The 21,245-nt window shown below is 73.2% G+C and carries 1 protein-coding gene; it reads right to left on the bottom strand.

Annotated features, from left to right (window positions below):
- Positions 1-26 precede the first annotated feature (26 nt).
- Positions 27-21,176 carry a type I polyketide synthase gene (locus ACIP9H_RS32405; protein ID WP_401962385.1) on the bottom strand — a complete coding sequence of 7,050 codons (21,150 nt, stop codon included), beginning with the start codon at positions 21,174-21,176 and terminating at the stop codon, positions 27-29.
- Positions 21,177-21,245 lie beyond the last annotated feature (69 nt).

The following is a 21,245-nucleotide window of genomic DNA, read 5'->3' as shown; positions in this document are numbered from 1 at the left end:
TGGGGCGGGTGGGGCGGCAGGAAGGGTCAGGAGGAGCCGAGTTCCTCGTCCAGCAGGTCGAAGAGCTCGTCGTCCGTGGCGGTCTCGAGGTCGCCGTCGTCGTCGGCCGTGTCAGGGGCCGTGCCGCCGGCTTCCTGCGCGTCCTTCCACTTGGCCAGGAGGGCCTGCAGGCGCATCGTGATCCGCGAAGCGGTGACGCTGTCCGCGTCGGACGCGCCCAAGGCCTCCTCGAGCCGGTCGAGTTCGCCGAGGACCGACGGCCCGTCGTCGAGGGGCAGCGCGGAGCGCAGGTAGCCGCTCAGCGCTTCGGGGGTCGGGTAGTCGAAGATCAGCGTGGCGGGCAGCCTCAGCCCGGACGCGGCTCCGAGGCGGTTGCGCAGCTCCACCGCGGTCAGCGAGTCGAAGCCCAGTTCCTTGAAGGCGCTGCCGGGTTCGATGGCGCCGGATCCGCTGTGGCCGAGGACCTGGGCCACCTGGGTACAGACCAGGTCGAGGAGGACCCGGTCCCGTTCGGCGGAGGGCAGTTGGGCGAGCCGCAGCGCGAGCGAGTCCGGGGTCGGCGCCGACGCGTCGCCCGCCCGGCGCCGCGCGGTGCCGCGGAGCAGGCCGCGCAGCAGCGGCGGTGTCCAGTCGCCGACGGCCCTGCGCAGTTCGGCCAGGTCGAGCCGGGCGGGGACCAGGAGGGACGCGGTCGCTTCCTCCCCGGCGGCACCGGGCAGGGCGGCGTCGAACAGGGCCAGGCCCTCCGCCGGGGAGAGCGGCAGCATGCCGCCGCGGCCCAGGCGCCGCCGCTCGGCCGCGTCGAGCGTCCCGGCCATGCCGGCCTCGTCGTCCCACAGGCCCCAGGCCAGCGAGACCGCCGTGAGTCCCTGCGCCCTTCGGTGCTGGGCGAGGGCGTCGAGGAAGGTGTTGCCCGCCGCGTAGTTGGCCTGTCCGGCGTTGCCGAGGACACCGGCGGCCGAGGAGAACAGGACGAACGCCGACAGGTCCAGGTCGCGGGTCAGGTCGTGCAGGTGCCAGGCCGCGTCGACCTTGGGCCGCAGGACGCGCCGCAGCCGGTCCGGGGTCAGCGCCTCGACCGTTCCGTCGTCCAGGACACCGGCCGCGTGCACGACCGCGGTGAGCGGGTGCTCCGCGGGGATGCCGGCCAGTACGGTGGCGAGCGCGTCGCGGTCGGCCACGTCGCACGCCGCCCAGGTCACCTCCGTGCCGGATGCGCCCAGTTGCTCCGTGAGCTCCGCCGCGTTCTCCGCCCCCGCGCCGCGCCGGCTCACCAGCAGCAGGCGCCGCACCCCGTGGACGTCCACCAGGTGCCGGGCGAGGAGTCCGCCCAGAGTGCCGCCGGCACCCGTGACCAGGACGGTGCCGTCCGGGTCGAAGGCGTCCGCCGATTGCGCGGGTGCGGTGGCGGCGCGCGCGAGGCGCGGCGTCCGTACGACGCCGTCCCGTACGGCCAGTTGCGTCTCGTCGGTGTCGAGCGCGGCGGTGAGCGCCCGGAGGGACGCGTCCTCGGAGTCGACATCGACCAGCACGAACCGGCCCGGGTGCTCGGCCTGCGCGGAACGGACCAGGCCCCACACCGCGGCGTGCGCCAGGTCTTCGACGTCCTCGTCGGCGTCCACGGCGACAGCACCCCGGGTGACGAGGGCCAGCCGCGACGCGGCGAACCGCTCGTCCGCCAGCCACTCCTGGACCAGCTCCAGCGCGGCGGTGACGGCGCTGTGCGTAGCGCGCGCAAGGTGGCCGGCGGTGGAGACGTCCGGCGCGAGGGCGACGAGGACGGTCTCCGGCACCTCGTCGGCCGGGACGGCGCCGATCTCTCGGTCGAGCGACGCCAGGTCCGGGTGGACGCTCTGCACGCCGAGGACGGCACCCAGCTTGAACGGGTCCCCGCCCAGCAAGGCCCAGCGGCCCGCGGCCTCCGGCTGCACGTCCCCAGACAGCGGCAGCACCGGCCAGTCGACCTGGAACAAGCTGTCCCGGAAGGCCCCACCGGGCCCGCCGGCACTGCCCGTGATCCCGTCCACGTTCAGCGGACGCAGGACGAGGGAGCCGACGCTGAGCACCGGCTGCCCCGTCTCGTCCGCGATCAGCAGGGAGACGGCGTCCTGTCCGGCCGGCGCCATGCGGACCCGCAGCGCGGAGGCGCCCACGGCGTGCAGCCGCACCGAGTCCCACGCGAAGGGCAGGCGGGCGCCCCGCTCGGCGCCGGGGAAGAAATCCCCGAGACCGGCCGCGTGCAGGGCCGAGTCCAGCAGCGCCGGATGGAGCCCGAACCGCGCGCCCTCCGGCCGGTCGTCGTCGGCGAGGGCGACTTCGGCGCAGACCTCGCCGTCGCCGAGCCGCCAGGCGCGCCGCAGGTTGCGGAACGCCGGACCGTACTCGAGGCCCATCGCGTCGAAGGACGCATAGAGCTCGTCCACGTCGCAGGGCTCGGCCCCGGCGGGCGGCCACGCGGCCGCTTCCTCCGCCGCGGGCGTCCCCTCGGTCGCGACCGCCAGGAATCCGCCCGCGTGCCGGGTCCAGGGCTCGTCCGCCGCGGACTCCTCCGGCCGCGAGTACACGTGGAAGGCGCGCCGCCCCGCCGCCTCGGGCTCCGCCACGGTGAGCCGGAGCTGCACGCCGCCCGTCTCGGGCAGCACCAGCGGCGCTTCCAGCGTCAGGTCCTCCAGCAGATCGCAACCCGCGTGGTCCCCGACGCGCACGGCCAGTTCGACGAGCGCGGCCCCGGGCAGCAGCGCGGTGCCCGCGACGCGGTGGTCGGCCAGCCAGGGGTGGGTGCGCAGGGAGATCCGGCCGGTGAAGAGGAACCCGTCGGAGTCGGGCAGCTCGACCGCCGCGCCGAGCAGCGGGTGATCCGCGCTGCCGAGGCCCGCGGACGTCACATCGCCGCTCAGGGCGTGTGCGGGGGCCTCCAGCCAGTAGCGCTGCCGCTGGAAGGCGTAGGTGGGCAGGTCGACGCGCCGCGCGCCGGTCCCGGCGAAGTAGGTCTGCCAGTCGACCGCGACGCCCCGGGTGTGGGCGTGGGCGAGGGCGGTGGTGACGGTCTCGGCCTCGGGGCGCGAGGAGCGCAGCACCGGGGCGAAGACGGCGTTCTCGCCGGTCAGGCACTCCTGGGCCATGGCGGAGAGGACTCCGTCGGGGCCGAGTTCGAGGTAGGTGGTGACGCCTGCGGCCTCCAGGGCGCGGATGCCGTCGAGGAAGCGGACGGCTTCGCGGACGTGGCGGACCCAGAAGTCGGGCGAGGTCATCTCGTCGCTGACGACGGTGCCGGTGAGGTTGGAGACGACGGGGATGCGCGGGGCGGCGTAGGCCAGGCCCGCGGCGACCTCGCCGAATTCCGCCAGCATGCCGTCCATGTGCGGCGAGTGGAAGGCGTGACTGACCGTCAGCCGCTTCGACCTGCGGTCCGGGAACAGTTCCACGACGGCCGTGGCCGTGTCCTCGTCACCCGCGATGACGACCGAGCGCGGCCCGTTGACGGCGGCGATGCTCACGCGGTCGTCCAACACCGGCAGGACCTCGTCCTCGGCCGCCTCCAGCGCGATCATCACGCCGCCGGAAGGCAGCGCCTGCATCAGCCGTCCGCGCGCCTCGACCAGCGTGCAGGCGTCCTCCAGGGACAGCACTCCGGCGACATGCGCTGCGGCGATCTCGCCGATGGAGTGGCCGGAGAGGAAGTCGGGCTTCACACCCCAGCTCTCCAGCAGCCGGAACAGCGCCACTTCCACCGCGAACAGTGCCGGCTGCGTGGAGGCGGTCTCGTTCAGCAGCTCGGCGTCGTCGCCGAACAGCACATCCTTCAGCGGCGCATCGAGGTGTGCGCAGACCGCGTCCAGGGCGTCCGCGAACACGGGACAGGCGGCGTACAGCTCGCGGCCCATGCCGAGGCGCTGGCTGCCCTGCCCGGTGAAGAGGAAGGCCACCTTGCCCGCCGCCGCCGTGCCCTGTGTCACTGCCGCGCTCGCCTCGCCGGCTGCCAGCGCTTCGAGCGCGGCGAGGAATCCCTCGCGGTCCTCGGCGACGACCACTGCGCGGCGGTCCAGCGCGGTACGGGTCGTGGTCAGGGACCAGCCGATGTCGGCCGGGGTCACGTCCGCGTTGTCGAGGGCGAACGCCCGCAGCCGTGCGGCCTGTTCGCGGAGGGCCTCGACGGACTTCCCGGACAGGGTCCAGGGAAGCGGGCCGGTCGGCCGCTCCGGTTCCTGCGGCTGTACGGGCGTGGGTTCGGGGGCCTGTTCGATGATGGCGTGGGCGTTGGTGCCGCTGAAGCCGAACGAGGACACCGCGGCGCGGCGCGGACGGCCGGTCTGCGGCCAGTCCCTCTGCTCGGCCAGCAGCGACACCGCGCCCTCGGACCAGTCCACGTGCGGGGACGGCTCATCCACGTGCAGCGTCCGCGGCAGCACACCGTGCCGCATCGCCATGACCATCTTGATGATGCCCGCCACGCCGGCCGCGGCCTGCGTGTGACCCATGTTCGACTTGATCGAACCCAGCCACAGCGGCTGCTCGTCACCGTGCTCCTGGCCGTAGGTCGCCAGCAGCGCCTGCGCCTCGATCGGGTCACCCAGCGTCGTACCCGTGCCGTGCGCCTCGACCACGTCGATCTCGGCCGCGCTCAACCGGGCATTGGCCAGCGCCTGCCGGATCACCCGCTGCTGCGACGGACCGTTCGGCGCCGTCAGACCATTGCTCGCACCATCCTGGTTCACCGCCGAACCCCGCACCACCGCCAGCACCGGATGCCCCTTGGCACGCGCGTCCGACAGCCGCTCCACGACCATCACACCCGCACCCTCGGCCCAGCCCGTCCCATCAGCGTCCGCCGAAAACGCCTTGCACCGACCGTCGGACGCAAGACCCCGCTGCCGACTGAACTCCACAAACGCCGCCGGCGTCGCCATCACCGTCACACCACCGGCCAGCGCCAGATCACACTCACCACTCCGCAGCGCCTGCACCGCCAGATGGAGTGCCACCAAGGACGAGGAGCACGCGGTGTCCACCGTGACCGCCGGGCCCTCAAGACCGAAGGCGTACGACAACCGGCCCGAGATGACACTCGCCGCGTTGCCGGTCCCGACGAAGCCCTCAACACCCTCCGGCAGCACGCTCAGCCGGGACGCGTAGTCGTGGTACATCACACCCGCGAAGACACCCGTCCGGCTGCCCCGCATCGTCGTCGGGTCGATCCCGGCGCGCTCGAACGCCTCCCATGACGTCTCCAGCAGCAACCGCTGCTGCGGATCCATCGCCACCGCCTCACGCGGCGAGATCCCGAAGAAGGCCGGGTCGAAGTGACCCGCATCCCGGACGAAGCCGCCCTCCCGCGCGTAGCTCGTCCCCTGCTGATCGGGATCGGCGTCGAACAACGCCTCCACATCCCAACCACGATCCTCAGGGAACCCCGAAATCGCATCCCGGCCCTCAAGGACCAGCCGCCACAGATCCTCCGGACTCTCCACCCCACCCGGATAGCGACAGCCCAGACCCACGATCGCGATCGGCTCGTCGTCGCGCGGAGCGACGGGCACAGCCGCAGTCACCACGGCTTCCGTACCGACCAGTTCGCCCCGCACGTACTCCGCGAGAAGCGCGGCGGTCGGGTAGTCGAAGACCAGTGTGGCGGGCAGGCGCTGCCCGATGGCAGCGGCAAGCCGGTTGCGCAGCTCGACGGCGGTCAACGAGTCGAAGCCCAGCTCACGGAACGACCGATCCGGCTCCACCCCCTCCGGACCCGCGTAACCGAGCACCGCCGCGACCTCGGAGCGCACCAGCTCCAGGACGTGAGCTTCCTGCTCGGCAACGGACAGTCCGGCCAGGCGCTCGGCCACGGACCCGGTGCCGGCCTTCGCGGCACGGCGGGCCGGGACGCGGACCAGACCGCTCAGCAGCGACGGCAGCACCCCGCCGCCCGAAGCCTGGGAGCGCAGGGCCGCCAGGTCGAGCTTCAGCGGTACGAGCACGGCCGTCGGCGAGGCGGCCGCGGTGTCGAAGAGGGCCAGACCCTCCTGCTCGGTCAGGGCATTCACGGCGCCCCGTCCGGAACGCGACAGCTCGCCGGCCATGCCGCCGTCCCACAGGCCCCACGCCAGCGACGTCGCCGCCAGACCCCGCGACCTGCGGTGCGCGGCCAGCGCATCCAGGAAGGAGTTTGCCGCCGCGTAGTTCGCCTGACCCGCATTGCCGAACACACCGGCAGCCGAGGAGAACAGCACGAACGCCGACAGATCCATACCCTGCGTCAGCGCGTGCAGGTTCCACGCCGCATCCACCTTCGGCCGCAGCACCGACGACAGACGCTCCGCCGTCAGCGACCCGACCACACCGTCGTCCAGGACACCCGCGATGTGCACCACCGCCGACAACGAACGCCCCGCCAGTAGCCCAGCCAGGGCATCCCGGTCGGCCACATCGCACGCCGCCCACGACACCGACGCACCCAGACCCGCCAGTTCAGCGGTCAGGTCCTCAGCACCAGGGGCGTCCCCACCCCGCCGGCTCACCAGCAGCAGATCCCGCACCCCGTACTCGGACACCAGATGACGCGCGAACAAACCGCCCAGCTCACCACTGGCACCCGTCACCAACACCGTGCCGTCCAGCACCAGCGCCCCGGCCTCCGGCTCCACCACCGCACGCACCAGACGCGGCACCAGGAACGTCCCCGTCCTGACCGCGACCTCCGGCTCACCCGAGCCCAACGCTGCAGTGACGGTCTCGGCGTCGATCTCGCCGTCGAGGTCGATCAGACCGAACCGGCCCGGATTCTCCGACTGCGCCGAACGGACCAGACCCCACACCGGGGCGTGCATCAGATCCGCGACCTCGTCACCCGGCACAGCAGCCACCGCACCCCGCGTCAGGAACACCAGACGCGACGCCGCGAACCGCTCGTCATCAAGCCACTCCTGCACCAGACCCAGCACACGACCGGACTCCGCATGCACCGCACCGGGAAGGTCGTCCGAAGCGGCCCGGTCCAGCGGTACCACCACGGCCTCCGGCACGGCCTGGCCGTCGCCCGCGAGGACGGCGAGTCCCGCGCTTCCGAGCCACTGCACCGTCGGCTGCCGGGTGTCCGACACGGGAGCCAGCGCCGTCCAGTCGACCTCGAACAGTGAATCCTGTCGTCGGTTGTCGTGCGCGGCGTCGATCTGGTCCGGCGAGACCGCGCGCAGCGCGAGCGACTCGACCGACACCACCGGGGCACCCGTCGGGTCCGCCAACTCCAACGACACCGCACCGTCCCCGGCCGACGCCACCCGCACACGGACCGACGACGCGCCGGCCGCATACAGCCGCACACCACTCCACGCGAACGGCAACCGCGCACCCTCATCCGAGCCCGCGAGAACACCACCCAGGGCCAAGCTGTGCAACACCGCATCCAGCAACGCCGGATGCACACCGAACGTGTCCGCGTCCCGCTGCGCCTCCTCCGGCACCGCCACCTCGGCGAACAGCTCGTCGCCGCGCCGCCACGCCGCACGCAGCCCCCGGAACAGCGGGCCGTACACAAGGCCCGCCGCATCCAACGCCTCGTACGCCGCATCGACCTCGACGGCACTCGCGCCGGCCGGAGGCCACACGGACAGATCGGCCGCACCCGGACGCACGTCGTCCGTCAGCACACCCACGGCGTGGCGGACCCACGGCGCGTCCGCGTCATCCGGACGGGAGTAGACCGCAACCGGACGACCGCCCGATCCGTCGACCTCCCCGACCACCACCTGCACCTGAACCGCGCCGGACTCCGGCAGGACCAAAGGCGCCGCAAGCGTCAACTCCGCCAGACCCGGGCAGCCCACCCGCTCACCGGCATGCAGAGCCAGCTCCACAAACGCCGTACCTGGCAACAACACCGACCCGAACACCACGTGATCAGCCAGCCACGCATGCGAACGCAACGACAACCGACCCGTGAACACCAGGCCGTCGGCGTCCGCGAGCGCGAGAGCCGCACCCAGCATGGGGTGGTCCGTCGCGCCGAGACCCGCGGACGTCACGTCCCCGGTCACGGCGAGCTCGGGGGCCTCCAGCCAGTACCGCTGCCGCTGGAAGGCGTAGGTGGGCAGATCGACGGTCTCAGCGCCGATGCCCGCGAAGTACGCCTGCCAGTCGACCGCGATGCCCCGGTTGTGGGCCTGGGCAAGTGCGGTGGTGACGGTCTCGGCCTCGGGGCGCGCAGAGCGCAGGACGGGCACGAAGGCCGCGCCTTCCCCGGCAACGCACTCCTGCGCCATCGCCGAGAGCACGCCGTCGGGGCCGAGTTCGACGTACGTGGTGACGCCCGCGGCCTCCAGGGCGCGGACGCCGTCGAGGAAGCGGACAGCCTCACGGACGTGCCGCACCCAGAAGTCCGCCGACGCCATCTCGTCCGTAACGACGGCACCGGTCAGATTCGAGACGACCGGAATGCGCGGCGCCGCGAACGTCAGCCCGGAAACGACCTCACGGAACGCCTCGAGCATGCCGTCCATGTGCGGCGAGTGGAATGCGTGACTGACCGTCAGGCGCTTCGACTTCCGGTCACCGAAGGACTCGACGATCGCGGCAGCGGCATCCTCGTCACCGGCAATCACCACCGACTGCGGACCGTTCACGGCCGCGATGCTCACGCGCTCGTTCAGCAGCGGCAGGACCTCGTCCTCCGAAGCCTGCACCGCGATCATCACACCACCCGAAGGCAGCGCCTGCATCAACCGCCCACGAGCCTCAACCAGCGTGCAAGCTTCCTCCAGGGACAGCACCCCGGCCACGTGGGCCGCGGCAATCTCGCCGATGGAGTGCCCGGACAGGAAGTCCGGCTTCACACCCCACGACTCCAGCAGCCGGAACAGCGCGACCTCCACCGCGAACAACGCAGGCTGCGCGAACTCCGTCCGGTCCAACACCTCAGCGTCATCACCGAACAGCACGTCCAGCCCCAGCCGCCCACCCACCGCGTCCAACGCCTGCGCGAACACCGGATAGGCCGCGTACAACTCACGCCCCATGCCCAGCCGCTGGCTCCCCTGACCGGTGAAGAGGAAGGCGAGCTTGCCGGTGCTCACGGTGTCCCGCGTGGCCGAGGGCGCCGAATCTCCGGCCTGCAGTGAGGCAAGGCCGCGCAGCAGTTCATCCCGGTCCGAGGCGACGACCGCCGCGCGGTGCTCGAAGGCGGTGCGCTGGGTGGCCAGGGAGGGGGCGACGGCGGCACTGACGTCGTCGGCGTCCTCGATGTGGGCGCGGAGCCGGGCCGCCTGGTCTCGCAGCGCGTCCGGGGTCTTCGCCGAAAGCACGTACGGCAGGACGTCCGTCGGGGCCTGCTCCCGTGCTTCAACCGGTGCGGGTTCGGGGGCCTGTTCGATGATGGCGTGGGCGTTGGTGCCGCTGAAGCCGAACGAGGACACCGCGGCGCGGCGCGGACGGCCGGTCTGCGGCCAGTCCCTCTGCTCGGCCAGCAGCGACACCGCGCCCTCGGACCAGTCCACGTGCGGGGACGGCTCGTCCACGTGCAGCGTCCGCGGCAGCACACCGTGCCGCATCGCCATGACCATCTTGATGATGCCCGCCACGCCGGCCGCGGCCTGCGTGTGACCCATGTTCGACTTGATCGAACCCAGCCACAGCGGCTGCTCGTCACCGTGCTCCTGGCCGTAGGTCGCCAGCAGCGCCTGCGCCTCGATCGGGTCACCCAGCGTCGTGCCCGTGCCGTGCGCCTCGACCACGTCGATCTCAGCGGCGGTAAGCCGGGCATTGGCCAGCGCCTGCCGGATCACCCGCTGCTGCGACGGCCCGTTCGGCGCCGTCAGACCATTGCTCGCACCATCCTGGTTCACCGCCGAACCCCGCACCACCGCCAGCACCGGATGCCCCTTGGCACGCGCGTCCGACAGCCGCTCCACGACCATCACACCCGCACCCTCGGCCCAGCCCGTCCCATCAGCGTCCGCCGAAAAGGCCTTGCACCGACCGTCGGACGCAAGACCCCGCTGCCGACTGAACTCCACAAACGCCGCCGGCGTCGCCATCACCGTCACACCACCGGCCAGCGCCAGATCACACTCACCACTCCGCAGCGCCTGCACCGCCAGGTGCAGGGCGACGAGCGAGGACGAGCACGCCGTGTCGACGGTGACGGCCGGACCTTCGAGGCCGAACGCATAGGAGAGGCGGCCCGAGATGACACTCGCGGCGTTGCCCGTGCCGAGGAAGCCTTCGACGCCCTCGGGGAGCACCGACAGGCGGGACGCGTAGTCGTGGTACATCACGCCGGCGAAGACACCCGTCCGGCTGCCCCGCATCGTCGTCGGGTCGATGCCTGCGCGCTCGAACGCCTCCCATGACGTCTCCAGCAGCAACCGCTGCTGCGGATCCATCGCCACCGCCTCACGCGGCGAGATCCCGAAGAAAGCGGGGTCGAAGTGACCCGCATCGCGAACGAAGCCACCCTCCCGCGCGTAACTCGTCCCCTGCTGATCGGGATCCGCGTCGAACAACGCCTCCACATCCCAGCCACGATCCTCAGGGAACCCGGAAATCGCATCCCGGCCCTCAAGAACGAGCCGCCACAGATCCTCCGGACTCTCCACCCCACCCGGGTAGCGGCAGCCCAGACCCACGATCGCGATCGGCTCGTCGTCACGGACCGGGACGGCGACCGGTGCCACCGCTGCCGGGGCAGCTCCGACGAGCTCCCCTCGCAGGTGCTCGGCCAGGACCACGGAGGTCGGGTAATCGAAGACCAGTGTGGCGGGCAGGCGCAGCCCGATCGCCGCACCGAGCCGGTTGCGCAGCTCGACGGCGGTCAGCGAGTCGAAGCCCAGCTCACGGAACGACCGATCCGGCTCCACCCCCTCCGGACCCGCGTAACCGAGCACCGCCGCGACCTCGGAGCGCACCAGCTCCAGGACGTGAGCCTTCTGCTCGGCAACGGACAGTCCGGCCAGGCGTTCCGCCTCCGGCCCCGCGCCGACAGCCTTCGCGGCGCGACGGGCCGGGACGCGGACCAGACCGCTCAGCACCGGCGGCAGCATCCCGCTGGCCGCCTGCGTGCGCAGCGCGCCCAGGTCCAGCTTCACCGGTACGAACTCCGCGTCCTGCGAAGCGGCGGCCGCGTCGAACAGGGCCAGGCCCTCTTCCTCCGACAGGGCGTTCACGGCACCGCGTCCGGAGCGCGACACCTCGCCGGCCATGCCGCCGTCCCACAGCCCCCACGCCAGCGACGTCGCCGCCAGGCCCTGCGCCCTGCGGTGCGCGGCCAGCGCGTCCAGGAAGGAGTTGGCCGCCGCGTAGTTCGCCTGCCCCGCATTGCCGAACACACCGGCAGCCGAGGAGAACAGCACGAACGCCGACAGATCCATACCCTGCGTCAGCGCGTGCAGGTTCCACGCCGCGTCCACCTTCGGCCGCAGCACCGACGACAGACGCTCCGCCGTCAGCGACCCGACCACACCGTCGTCCAGGACACCCGCGATGTGCACCACCGCCGACAACGAACGCCCCGCCAGTAGCCCAGCCAGGGCATCCCGGTCGGCCACATCGCACGCCGCCCACGACACCGACGCACCCAGACCCGCCAGTTCAGCGGTCAGGTCCTCAGCACCAGGGGCGTCCCCACCCCGCCGGCTCACCAGCAGCAGATCCCGCACCCTGTACTCGGACACCAGATGACGCGCGAACAACCCACCCAGCGCACCACTGGCACCCGTCACCAACACCGTGCCGTCCAGCACCAGCGCCCCGGCCTCCGGCTCCACCACCGCACGCACCAGACGCGGCACCTGCACCGTGCCTTCACGGGCGCGCATCTCCGACTCCCCCGCGGCCAGGGCGGCAGCAACTGCCGCCACGGGCAGCGCAGTCAGGTCGTCGACATCGACCAGGCCGAACCGGCCGGGGTGCTCGGTCGCGGCGGAACGGACCAGGCCCCAGACCGCCGCGCCGACAAGGTCCTCGGCCGCCGTAGCCCCCCGGGTGACGAACACGAGGCGGGAGTCGGCAAAGCGGTCCTCCTCCAGCCAGGCCTGCACGAGGGCAAGCGCCCGGGCGGCCCCGGCGTGCACCGCTTCCCGCACTTCGCCCTCGGCCTCTCCGAGGGTGACGAACACCAGGTCCGGCACGGCGTCGGACGCATCGGCCAGGGCAGCCAGGTCGGTGTGGATCGGGCCGTCCAGACCCGGTATCCCGGCGCCCACGACCGCCCACCTGGCCGTCACCGACGGTGAAGTACGCTCCCGCTCGGCCGGACGTCCGGTCCATTCGAGCCGGTAGAGAGAGTGCTGACGGTTGTCGTGTACGGCGTCGATCTGGTCGGGCGAGACCGCGCGCAGCGCGAGCGACTCGACCGACACCACCGGGGCACCCGTCGGGTCCGCCAGCTCCAGCGACACCGCACCGTCCCCGGCCGATGCCACCCGCACCCGGACCGACGACGCGCCAGCCGCGTACAGCCGCACACCACTCCACGCGAACGGCAGCCGCGCACCCTCATCAGCGCCGATGAGAACACCACCCAGCGCCAGGCTGTGCAGCACCGCGTCCAGCAAGGCCGGATGCACACCGAACCCCTTGGCGTCACCGTGCAACTCCGCGGGGAGCGACACCTCCGCGAACAGCTCGCCGTCACGCCGCCACGCCGCACCGAGCCCCTGGAACAGGGGGCCGTACGTGAGACCGGCGGCGTCCAGCACCTCGTACGCGCTCGCCGCGCTCACGGCGGTGGCTCCGGCGGGGGGCCACACGGACAGGTCGGTCGCCTCAGCCAGGATGCCCTCCGTCAGCAAGCCCGCCGCATGGCGAACCCAGGCCCCGTCGTCACCGTCCGGACGGGAGTAGACCGCAACCGGACGACCGCCCGATCCGTCGACCTCCCCGACCACCACCTGCACCTGAACCGCACCCGACTCCGGCACGACCAAAGGCGCCGCAAGCGTCAACTCCGCCAGATCCGGGCAGCCCACCCGCTCACCCGCATGCAGAGCCAGCTCCACGAACGCCGTCCCCGGCAACAACACCGACCCGAACACCACGTGATCAGCCAGCCACGCATGCGAACGCAACGACAACCGACCCGTGAACACCAGGCCGTCGGCATCGGCCAGGGTGACGGACGCGCCCAGCAGGGGGTGCCCAGCGGCGGCAAGCCCGAGCCCCGCGGCGTCTCCGGGAAGCGGGTGGGCGGCGTCGGGCCAGTAGCGGGCGCGCTGGAAGGCGTAGGTGGGCAGGTCGACCCGCTGCGCACCGGTGCCGGTGAAAAGGGCCTCCCAGTCCACGGCCGCACCACGAACGTGCAGGTGGGCCAGGGCGGTGAGAACGGTTTCGGCCTCCGGTCGGCCACCGCGCAGTGCCGGGGCGAAGCCCGCTCCGTCGACGGTCACGCACTCCTGCGCCATGGCCGACAGGACGCCGTCGGGGCCGAGTTCGAGGTACGTGGTGACGCCCGCGGCCTCCAGGGCGCGGACGCCGTCCAGGAAGCGCACGGTCTCACGGACGTGCCGCACCCAGAAGTCCGCCGAAGCCATTTCATCGGTGACCACGGCGCCCGTCAGGTTCGACACGACCGGGATGCGCGGGGCCCCGTACGACAGCCCGGACACCACCTCACGGAACGCGTCCAGCATCCCGTCCATGTGCGGCGAATGGAATGCGTGACTGACCGTCAGACGCTTCGACTTGCGATCCCCGAACGACTCCACGATCGCGACCGCGGCATCCTCATCACCCGCGATCACCACCGCCTGCGGGCCATTGACGGCCGCGATGCTCACGCGCTCGGTCAGCAGCGGCAGAACCTCGTCCTCCGACGCCTGCACCGCGATCATTACACCGCCCGCGGGCAGCGCCTGCATCAACCGACCACGAGCCTCGACCAGCGTGCACGCGTCTTCCAGGGACAGCACCCCGGCCACATGCGCGGCAGCGATCTCACCCACCGAATGCCCCGACACGAAGTCCGGACGCACGCCCCAGCCCTCCAGCAGCCGGAACAGCGCCACCTCGATCGCGAACAGTGCCGGCTGCGCGAACTCCGTACGGTCCAACGCCTCCGCGTCATCACCGAACAGCACATCCAGCCCGAGCCGCCCACGCACCGCGTCCAACGCCTCGGCGAACACCGGACAGGCCGCGTACAACTCACGCCCCATCCCCAGCCGCTGACTCCCCTGCCCCGTGAAAAGGAACGCCGTGCGGCCGCCCTTGCTGACCGTGCCGGCCGTGAGCCCGGGAGCGGGGTGGCCGTCGGCAAGGCCGTCGAGCGCGGCGGCGAGCGACGCGTCGTCCGAAGCGACGACGACGGCGCGGTGGTCGAAGGCGGCCCGGCCCGTGGTCAGGGAGTACGCGAGGTCGTGGAGGGAGGTGCCCGGGTGGGCGGCCAGGTGTGCGCGCAGGGCGCGGGCCTGGGCCGCCAGGGCGTCGGTGCTGCGGCCGGAGAGCCGCAGCGGCAGGGGGCCGTGCGAGGCAGTGCTCTCAGGCAGGGCAGGGGCGGCAGGAGCCTGCTCGATGATCGTGTGGGCGTTGGTGCCGCTGATGCCGAACGACGACACGCCGGCCCGGCGCGGACGGCCCGTCTCGGGCCAGGCGACGGCCTCCGTCAGCAGGGACACCGCGCCCGTCGACCAGTCCACGTGCGCCGAGGGCTCGTCGGCGTGAAGCGTCCTGGGGAGCACGCCGTGGCGCATCGCCATGACCATCTTGATGATGCCCGCGACACCCGCCGCGGCCTGCGTGTGGCCGAAGTTGGACTTGATCGAGCCCAGCCACAGCGGCTGTTCGCCGCCGCGCTCCTGGCCGTAGGTCGCCAGCAGCGCCTGCGCCTCGATGGGGTCGCCCAGCGTCGTGCCGGTGCCGTGCGCCTCCACGGCGTCCACGTCCGCCGCGGTCAGTCCGCCACTTGCCAGGGCGGCACGGATGACGCGCTGCTGGGACGGGCCGTTGGGGGCGGTCATGCCGTTGCTGGCGCCGTCCTGGTTGATCGCCGAACCCCGCACCACCGCGAGCACCGGGTGGCCCTTGGCGCGCGCGTCGGACAGGCGTTCCACCAGCAGCATGCCGGCGCCCTCGGCCCAGCCGGTGCCGTCGGCGTCGGCGGAGAAGGCGCGGCAGCGACCGTCGGCGGACAGGCCGCGCTGACGGCTGAAGCCGACGAAGGTGCCGGGGGTGGCCATGACGGTGACGCCGCCCGCGAGGGCCATGTCGCATTCGCCGTTGCGCAGCGCCTGGACGGCGAGATGCAGGGCCACCAGCGACGAGGAGCACGCCGTGTCGATGGTGACGGCGGGTCCTTCGAGGCCGAAGGTGTACGAGACGCGGCCCGAGGCGATGCTGCCGGTGCTGCCCGAGCCGAGGGAGCCGTCGGCGCCGTCGGCGCTGCGTTCGAGGAGCGTGGCGTAGTCGTGGTACATCACGCCCGCGAAGACACCGGTCCGGCTGCCGCGCATCGTGGCCGGGTCGATGCCGGCCCGCTCGAACGCCTCCCAGGTGGTCTCCAGCAGGAGCCGCTGCTGCGGGTCGGTGCCGACGGCGTCGCGCGGGCTGATGCCGAAGAAGGTGGGGTCGAACGCGGCGGCGTCGTGGAGGAAGCCGCCGTGCCGGGTGTACGAGGTGCCGGGGTGGTCCGGGTCGGGGTCGTACAGGGCGTCGAGGTCCCAACCGCGGTCCTCGGGGAAGCCGGAGACGGCGTCCTCGCCGTTCTCCAGCAGGTGCCACAGCTGCTCGGGGGTGGTGACGCCGCCGGGGAAACGGCAGCTCATCGCGACAATGGCGATCGGGTCGTCCGCGAGGGCGCCGTCGGTGACGGCTGCGCGGGCGAGGGCCGGGCGTGTGGCCGCGTCCGCCCCGGCCAGTTCCACGAGCAGGTGCCGGGCGAGGGAGAGCGAGGTGGGGTAGTCGAAGATCAGGGTGGCGGGCAGCCGTCGGCCGACCGAGGCGCCGAGCCGGTTGCGCAGTTCGACGGCGGTGAGGGAGTCGAAGCCCAGCTCGCTGAAGGCGTTTTCGGGCTCGATGGCGTCCGGGGAGCCGTGGCCGAGGACATCGGCCACGTGGCCGCGGACGAGGTCGAGGAGCAGCCGCTCCCGCTCGGCCGGGTCGAGTGCGACGAGCCGCTGCTCCAGGGCGGTTGCGGCGGAGCTGCCGGCTGCGGCACGGTCCCCGGAACTGGCGACGAGGCGCCTGGCGGGGCCGCGGACGAGGCCGCGCAGCAGGGGTGCGACGTCGGTGCCGCGCGCGCCGTGGGTCAGGGTCAGTCGCATGGGCACGAGCAGACCGCGGGGGGAACCGCCGCCATCGCTTCCCCCGGTACCGAGGGCGTCGGCGAGGTCGAGGAGCGCAAGCCCTTCGGCGGCCGTGAGGCCCTCTACGCCGCCGCGCTTCATGCGGTCCAGGTCGGCCTGGTCGAGCCGGCCCGCCATGCCGTCGGTGTCCGCCCACAGGCCCCAGGCGAGCGAGGTGGCGGGCAGGCCGTGGGCGCGCCGGTGCTGGGCGAGGGCGTCCAGGAAGGCGTTGGCGGCGGCGTAGTTGCCCTGGCCAGGCGCGCCGAAGACGCCCGCAGCCGACGAGAAGAGGACGAAGGCGGCGAGGTCGAGGCCGCGGGTGAGCTCGTGCAGGTTGAGGGCGGCGTCGGCCTTGGGACGCAGGACGCCGGAGAGGCGCTGCGGCGTGAGGGAGTCGATGATGCCGTCGTCGAGGACACCCGCGGTGTGGACGACAGCGGTGAGCGGACGCTCCGCGGGTACGGCCGCCAGCACCTCCGCCAGCGCGTCACGGTCGGCGGCGTCGCACGCCGCCCACGTCACCGAGGCACCCAACACGTCCAGCTCAGCGGTCAGTTCGCCGGCACCGGGCGCGTCGGAGCCGCGCCGGCTGAGCAGCAGCAGGTGCCGCACGCCGCGCTCCGCCACCAGGTGACGGGCCACCAGCCCGCCCAGGGTGCCGGTCGCGCCGGTGACCAGCACCGTCCCCTCGGCGTCGAACGCGGGAGCCGAGGCCTCGGCGGGCACGGCGACCCGGGTGAGGCGGGGGGCGTGCACGATGCCGTCACGCAGGGCGAGTTGGGGTTCACCGGTGGCGAGCGCGCCGGGCAGGGCGGCCAGCGACGCGTCGGTGCCGTCGGTGTCGACGAGCACGAAGCGCCCGGGGTTCTCGGACTGCGCGGAGCGCACCAGACCCCAGACGGCGGCGTGGCCCGGGTCGGGGACGCCGTCGTCGTGGCGGGCGGCGAGGGCACCTTCGGTGAGCAGGACGAGCCGGGTGTCGGCGAAGCGGTCCTCCGCCGCCCAGGACTGGAGCAGGGCGAGCGTGCGGTGCGCGGCCTCGTGGACGGCCTCGGCGGTGAGCGCCGCCGGGGCGGCGTGCGGAACGAGGACGGTGCCGGGCACGGGGGCGCCCGCATCGCGGGCCTCGATCAGCGCGGCCGTCGAGGCGTGCCGGGTGCCGGGCAGGACCGGGAGCTCGCCGGAGGCCGGGCCGGTGAGCACGGCCCAGTCTTCGGCCGTCGTCGCGGGGGTGTCGAGGGGCATCCAGTCCACGGCGAACAGGGCGTCGCGGTGGCCGCCGTACCCGGTGCCGAACTGTCCGGCGGAGACCGGGCGGAGGGTGAGCGAGGCGACGTCGGCGACCGGCCTGCCGTCCTCGTCGGCGAGCGCCAGTGACACGGCCTCGGGGCCGGCCGCCGTCAGCCGTGCGCGCAGCACCGAGCCGCCCACGGCGTGCAGGGCGACGCCGTTCCAGGAGAAGGGCAGCCGGCCGCGGCCGGTGTCCTCGACGAGTCCGGCGAGGCCGATGGTGTGCAGGGCGGCGTCGAGCAGGGCGGGGTGCAGGCCGAAGCGTGCGGCGTCGGCGCGCTGTTCGTCGGCGAGGGCGAGTTCGGCGTACGTCGTCCCGTCGGTGTCGCGCCAGGCGGCGCGCACGCCCTGGAAGGCGGGTCCGTACTCCAGGCCCGCTTCGGCGAGTCCGGCGTACAGGTCGGTCACGGGCACGGCGGTGGTGCCGGCCGGCGGCCACACCTCCGGGGCGAAGCCGGGGGCGGGGGCGCCGGTGGTGAGGACGCCGTCGGCGTTGAGCGTCCACGGTGCGTCGTTCGCGGTGTCCTGCGGGGTGTCCCCGGCCGGTTCGGGCCGGGAGTGCACGCCGAGGGTGCGGCGGCCCGTGGCGTCCGGCGCCCCGACCCACACCTGGACCTGGACGGCGCCGTCGTGCGGCAGCACCAGCGGCGCGTGCAGGGTGAGTTCTTCCAGCAGGTCGCAGCCCACCTGGTCGCCGGCGCGGATCGCGAGTTCCACGAAGGCGGTGCCGGGCAGCAGGACCGTGCCGTGGACGGTGTGGTCGGCCAGCCACGGGTGGGTGTCCAGGGAGAGGCGGCCGGTGCAGAGGAAGCCGTCGAGGCCGGCGAGCGCGACGGCGGCGCCGAGCAGCGGGTGGTCGGCGGCGCCGAGTCCGGCGGCCGAGACGTCCCCGGCGGGGCGGCCGGCGTCGAGCCAGTACGCCTCGCGCTGGAAGGCGTAGGTGGGCAGGTCGACGCGCCGGGCGCCGCTGCCCGCGTAGTAGGCGTCCCAGGCGACGGGCACGCCGCGGACATGGAGCCGGGCGAGGGCGGCCGTGGCGGTCGCCGTCTCGGGCCGGCCGGTGCGGAGCAGGGGGACGAACGCGGCCGTCTCGCCGACCGGGCCCTCCTGGGCCATGGCGGACAGCACCGCGTCGGGGCCGAGTTCCACGAAGTGCGTGACGTTGCGCCCGGCGAGGGTGCGGACGCCGTCGAGGAAGCGGACGGGCTCGCGGACGTGCCGCACCCAGAAGTCCGCCGAGCCCATCTCGTCGGTGACCACGGCTCCGGTCAGGTTCGAGACCACCGGGATACGCGGAGCCTCGAACGACAACCCGGAGACAACCGCACGGAACGCGTCCAGCATCCCGTCCATGTGCGGGGAGTGGAACGCGTGACTGACCGTCAAGCGCTTGGACTTGCGGCCCACGAACCAGGCGGCGATCTCCAGTGCCGCGTCCTCGTCACCGGCGATGACGACCGACTGGGGGCCGTTGACGGCGGCGATGCTCACCCGGTCGGTGAGCATCGGCAGGACCTCGTCCTCCGACGCCTGCAGCGCGATCATCACGCCGCCGCCGGGCAACGCCTGCATCAGCCGTCCGCGCGCCTCGACCAGCGCGCAGGCGTCCTCCAGCGACAGCACTCCCGCCACGTGTGCGGCGGCGATCTCACCCACCGAATGGCCGGACACGAAGTCCGGCTTCACACCCCACGACTCCAGCAGCCGGAACAGCGCCGTCTCGACGGCGAACAGCGCCGGCTGCGCGAACTCCGTACGGTCCAGCGCCGTGGCGTCGTCACCGAACAGCACGTCCCGCAGCGGTGCGCCGAGGTGCGAGCAGACCTCGTCCAGCGCCCGCGCGAACACCGGATACGTCCGGTACAACTCCCGCCCCATGCCGAGCCGCTGACTCCCCTGCCCCGTGAACAGGAACGCCGTCTTGCCCGCGACCGGGCGACCGCGCGTGACGCCGGGGAGGGTCGCGGTCGCCTCGTCGGCCCCCGCGTCCGCGAGGGACGCCAGTGCGTCGCGGAGCCCGGCCGGGTCGCCCGCGGCGAGGACGGCGCGGTGCTCGAAGTCGGAGCGTCCGGTGGCGAGGGAGTGGGCGATGTCCTGCGCCCCGAGATCGGGGTGGGCGGTCAGGTGGTCGCGCAGTCCGGCCGCCTGGGCGCGCAGGGCCGCGGGCGTCTTGCCGGAGAGGTTCCACAGCGGGGGCACGGGCACCGGGGCAGCGGTCTCCGGGGCCTCGGCGGCGTCGGCTTCGGGGGCCTGCTCGATGATCGTGTGGGCGTTGGTGCCGCTGATGCCGAACGAGGAGACGCCGGCCCGGCGCGGGTGGCCGGTCTCGGGCCACGCGACGGACTCGGTGAGCAGCGAGACCGCGCCCTCGGTCCAGTCGACGTTGGGCGTCGGCGCGTCGACGTGGAGGGTCTTCGGCACGACGCCGTGCCGCATCGCCATGACCATCTTGATGATGCCGGCGACACCGGCGGCGGCCTGCGTGTGACCGAGGTTGGACTTCACCGACCCGAGCAGCAGGGGCTGTTCGGGCGTGTGCTCCTGCCCGTAGGTGGCGAGCAGGGCCTGCGCCTCGATGGGGTCGCCGAGGGTGGTGCCGGTGCCGTGCGCCTCCACGACGTCGATCTGGCCGGCGGACAGGCGGGCGCCGGCGAGGGCGGCGCGGATGACGCGCTGCTGGGAGGGGCCGTTGGGCGCGGTCAGGCCGCTGCTGGCGCCGTCCTGGTTGACGGCGGAGCCGCGTACGACGGCCAGCACGGGGTGGCCGTTGCGCTGGGCGTCCGAGAGCCGCTCCAGCAGGAGCATGCCGGCGCCCTCGCCCCAGCCGGTGCCGTCGGCGGCGGCCGCGAACGACTTGCAGCGGCCGTCGCCGGCCAGGCCCCGCTGGCGGCTGAACTCGGTGAAGGTGCCGGGCGTCGACATCACCGTGACGCCGCCCGCCAGCGCCAGCGTGCACTCGCCGCCGCGCAGCGCCTGGGCCGCGAGGTGGAGCGCGACCAGCGAGGAGGAGCACGCGGTGTCGACGGTGACGGCCGGGCCCTCCAGGCCGAGGGTGTAGGCGATGCGGCCGGAGGCGATGCTGCCGGAGCTGCCGTTGCCGAGGAAGCCCTCGATCTCCTCGGGGACGCTGAACAACCGGGCGGCGTAGTCGTGGTACATGAGCCCGGCGAAGACGCCGGTGCGGCTGCCGCGCAGCGCGGCGGGGTCGATCCCGGCCCGTTCGAAGGCCTCCCACGAGATCTCCAGCAGCAGCCGCTGCTGCGGGTCCATGGCCAGCGCCTCGCGCGGCGAGATGCCGAAGAATCCTGGGTCGAAGTCGGCGGCGTCGTGGAGGAAGCCGCCGACCTTCTCGTAGGCGTCGATCCCGCTGTCGGGGTCGGGGTCGAAGAGGACGTCGGTGTCCCAGCCGCGGTCGGTGGGGTACGGGGAGACCGCGTCGCCGCCGTGGGCGACGAGCTCCCACAGCTGCTCGGGGGTGGCGACACCGCCGGGGTAGCGGCAGCTCATCGCGACGATGGCGATGGGCTCCTGGTCCTTCTCCTCCATCTCGCGCAGCCGCCGCCGCGCCTCGCGGAGGTCGGTGGTCGCCCGCTTGAGGTAATCGAGGTACTTCTCCTCGTTCACCATTTACGCCATCCCCGGGATCGAAGTCGGAAGGCTCGCGCGGAGCCGGTGGATCGGAGGCCGCGGGCCGGG

Source organism: Streptomyces sp. NPDC088732, assembly GCF_044751205.1.
GTDB lineage: Bacteria > Actinomycetota > Actinomycetes > Streptomycetales > Streptomycetaceae > Actinacidiphila.
Note: the sequence above shows the minus strand (reverse complement) of the source record. Positions and strands in the feature narration are given on the sequence as shown.

Bases quoted from the DNA above. Each gene is read 5' to 3' on its own strand.
- ACIP9H_RS32405 (WP_401962385.1), bottom strand. From the start codon at position 21,176: ATGGTGAACGAGGAGAAGTACCTCGATTACCTCAAGCGGGCGACCACC.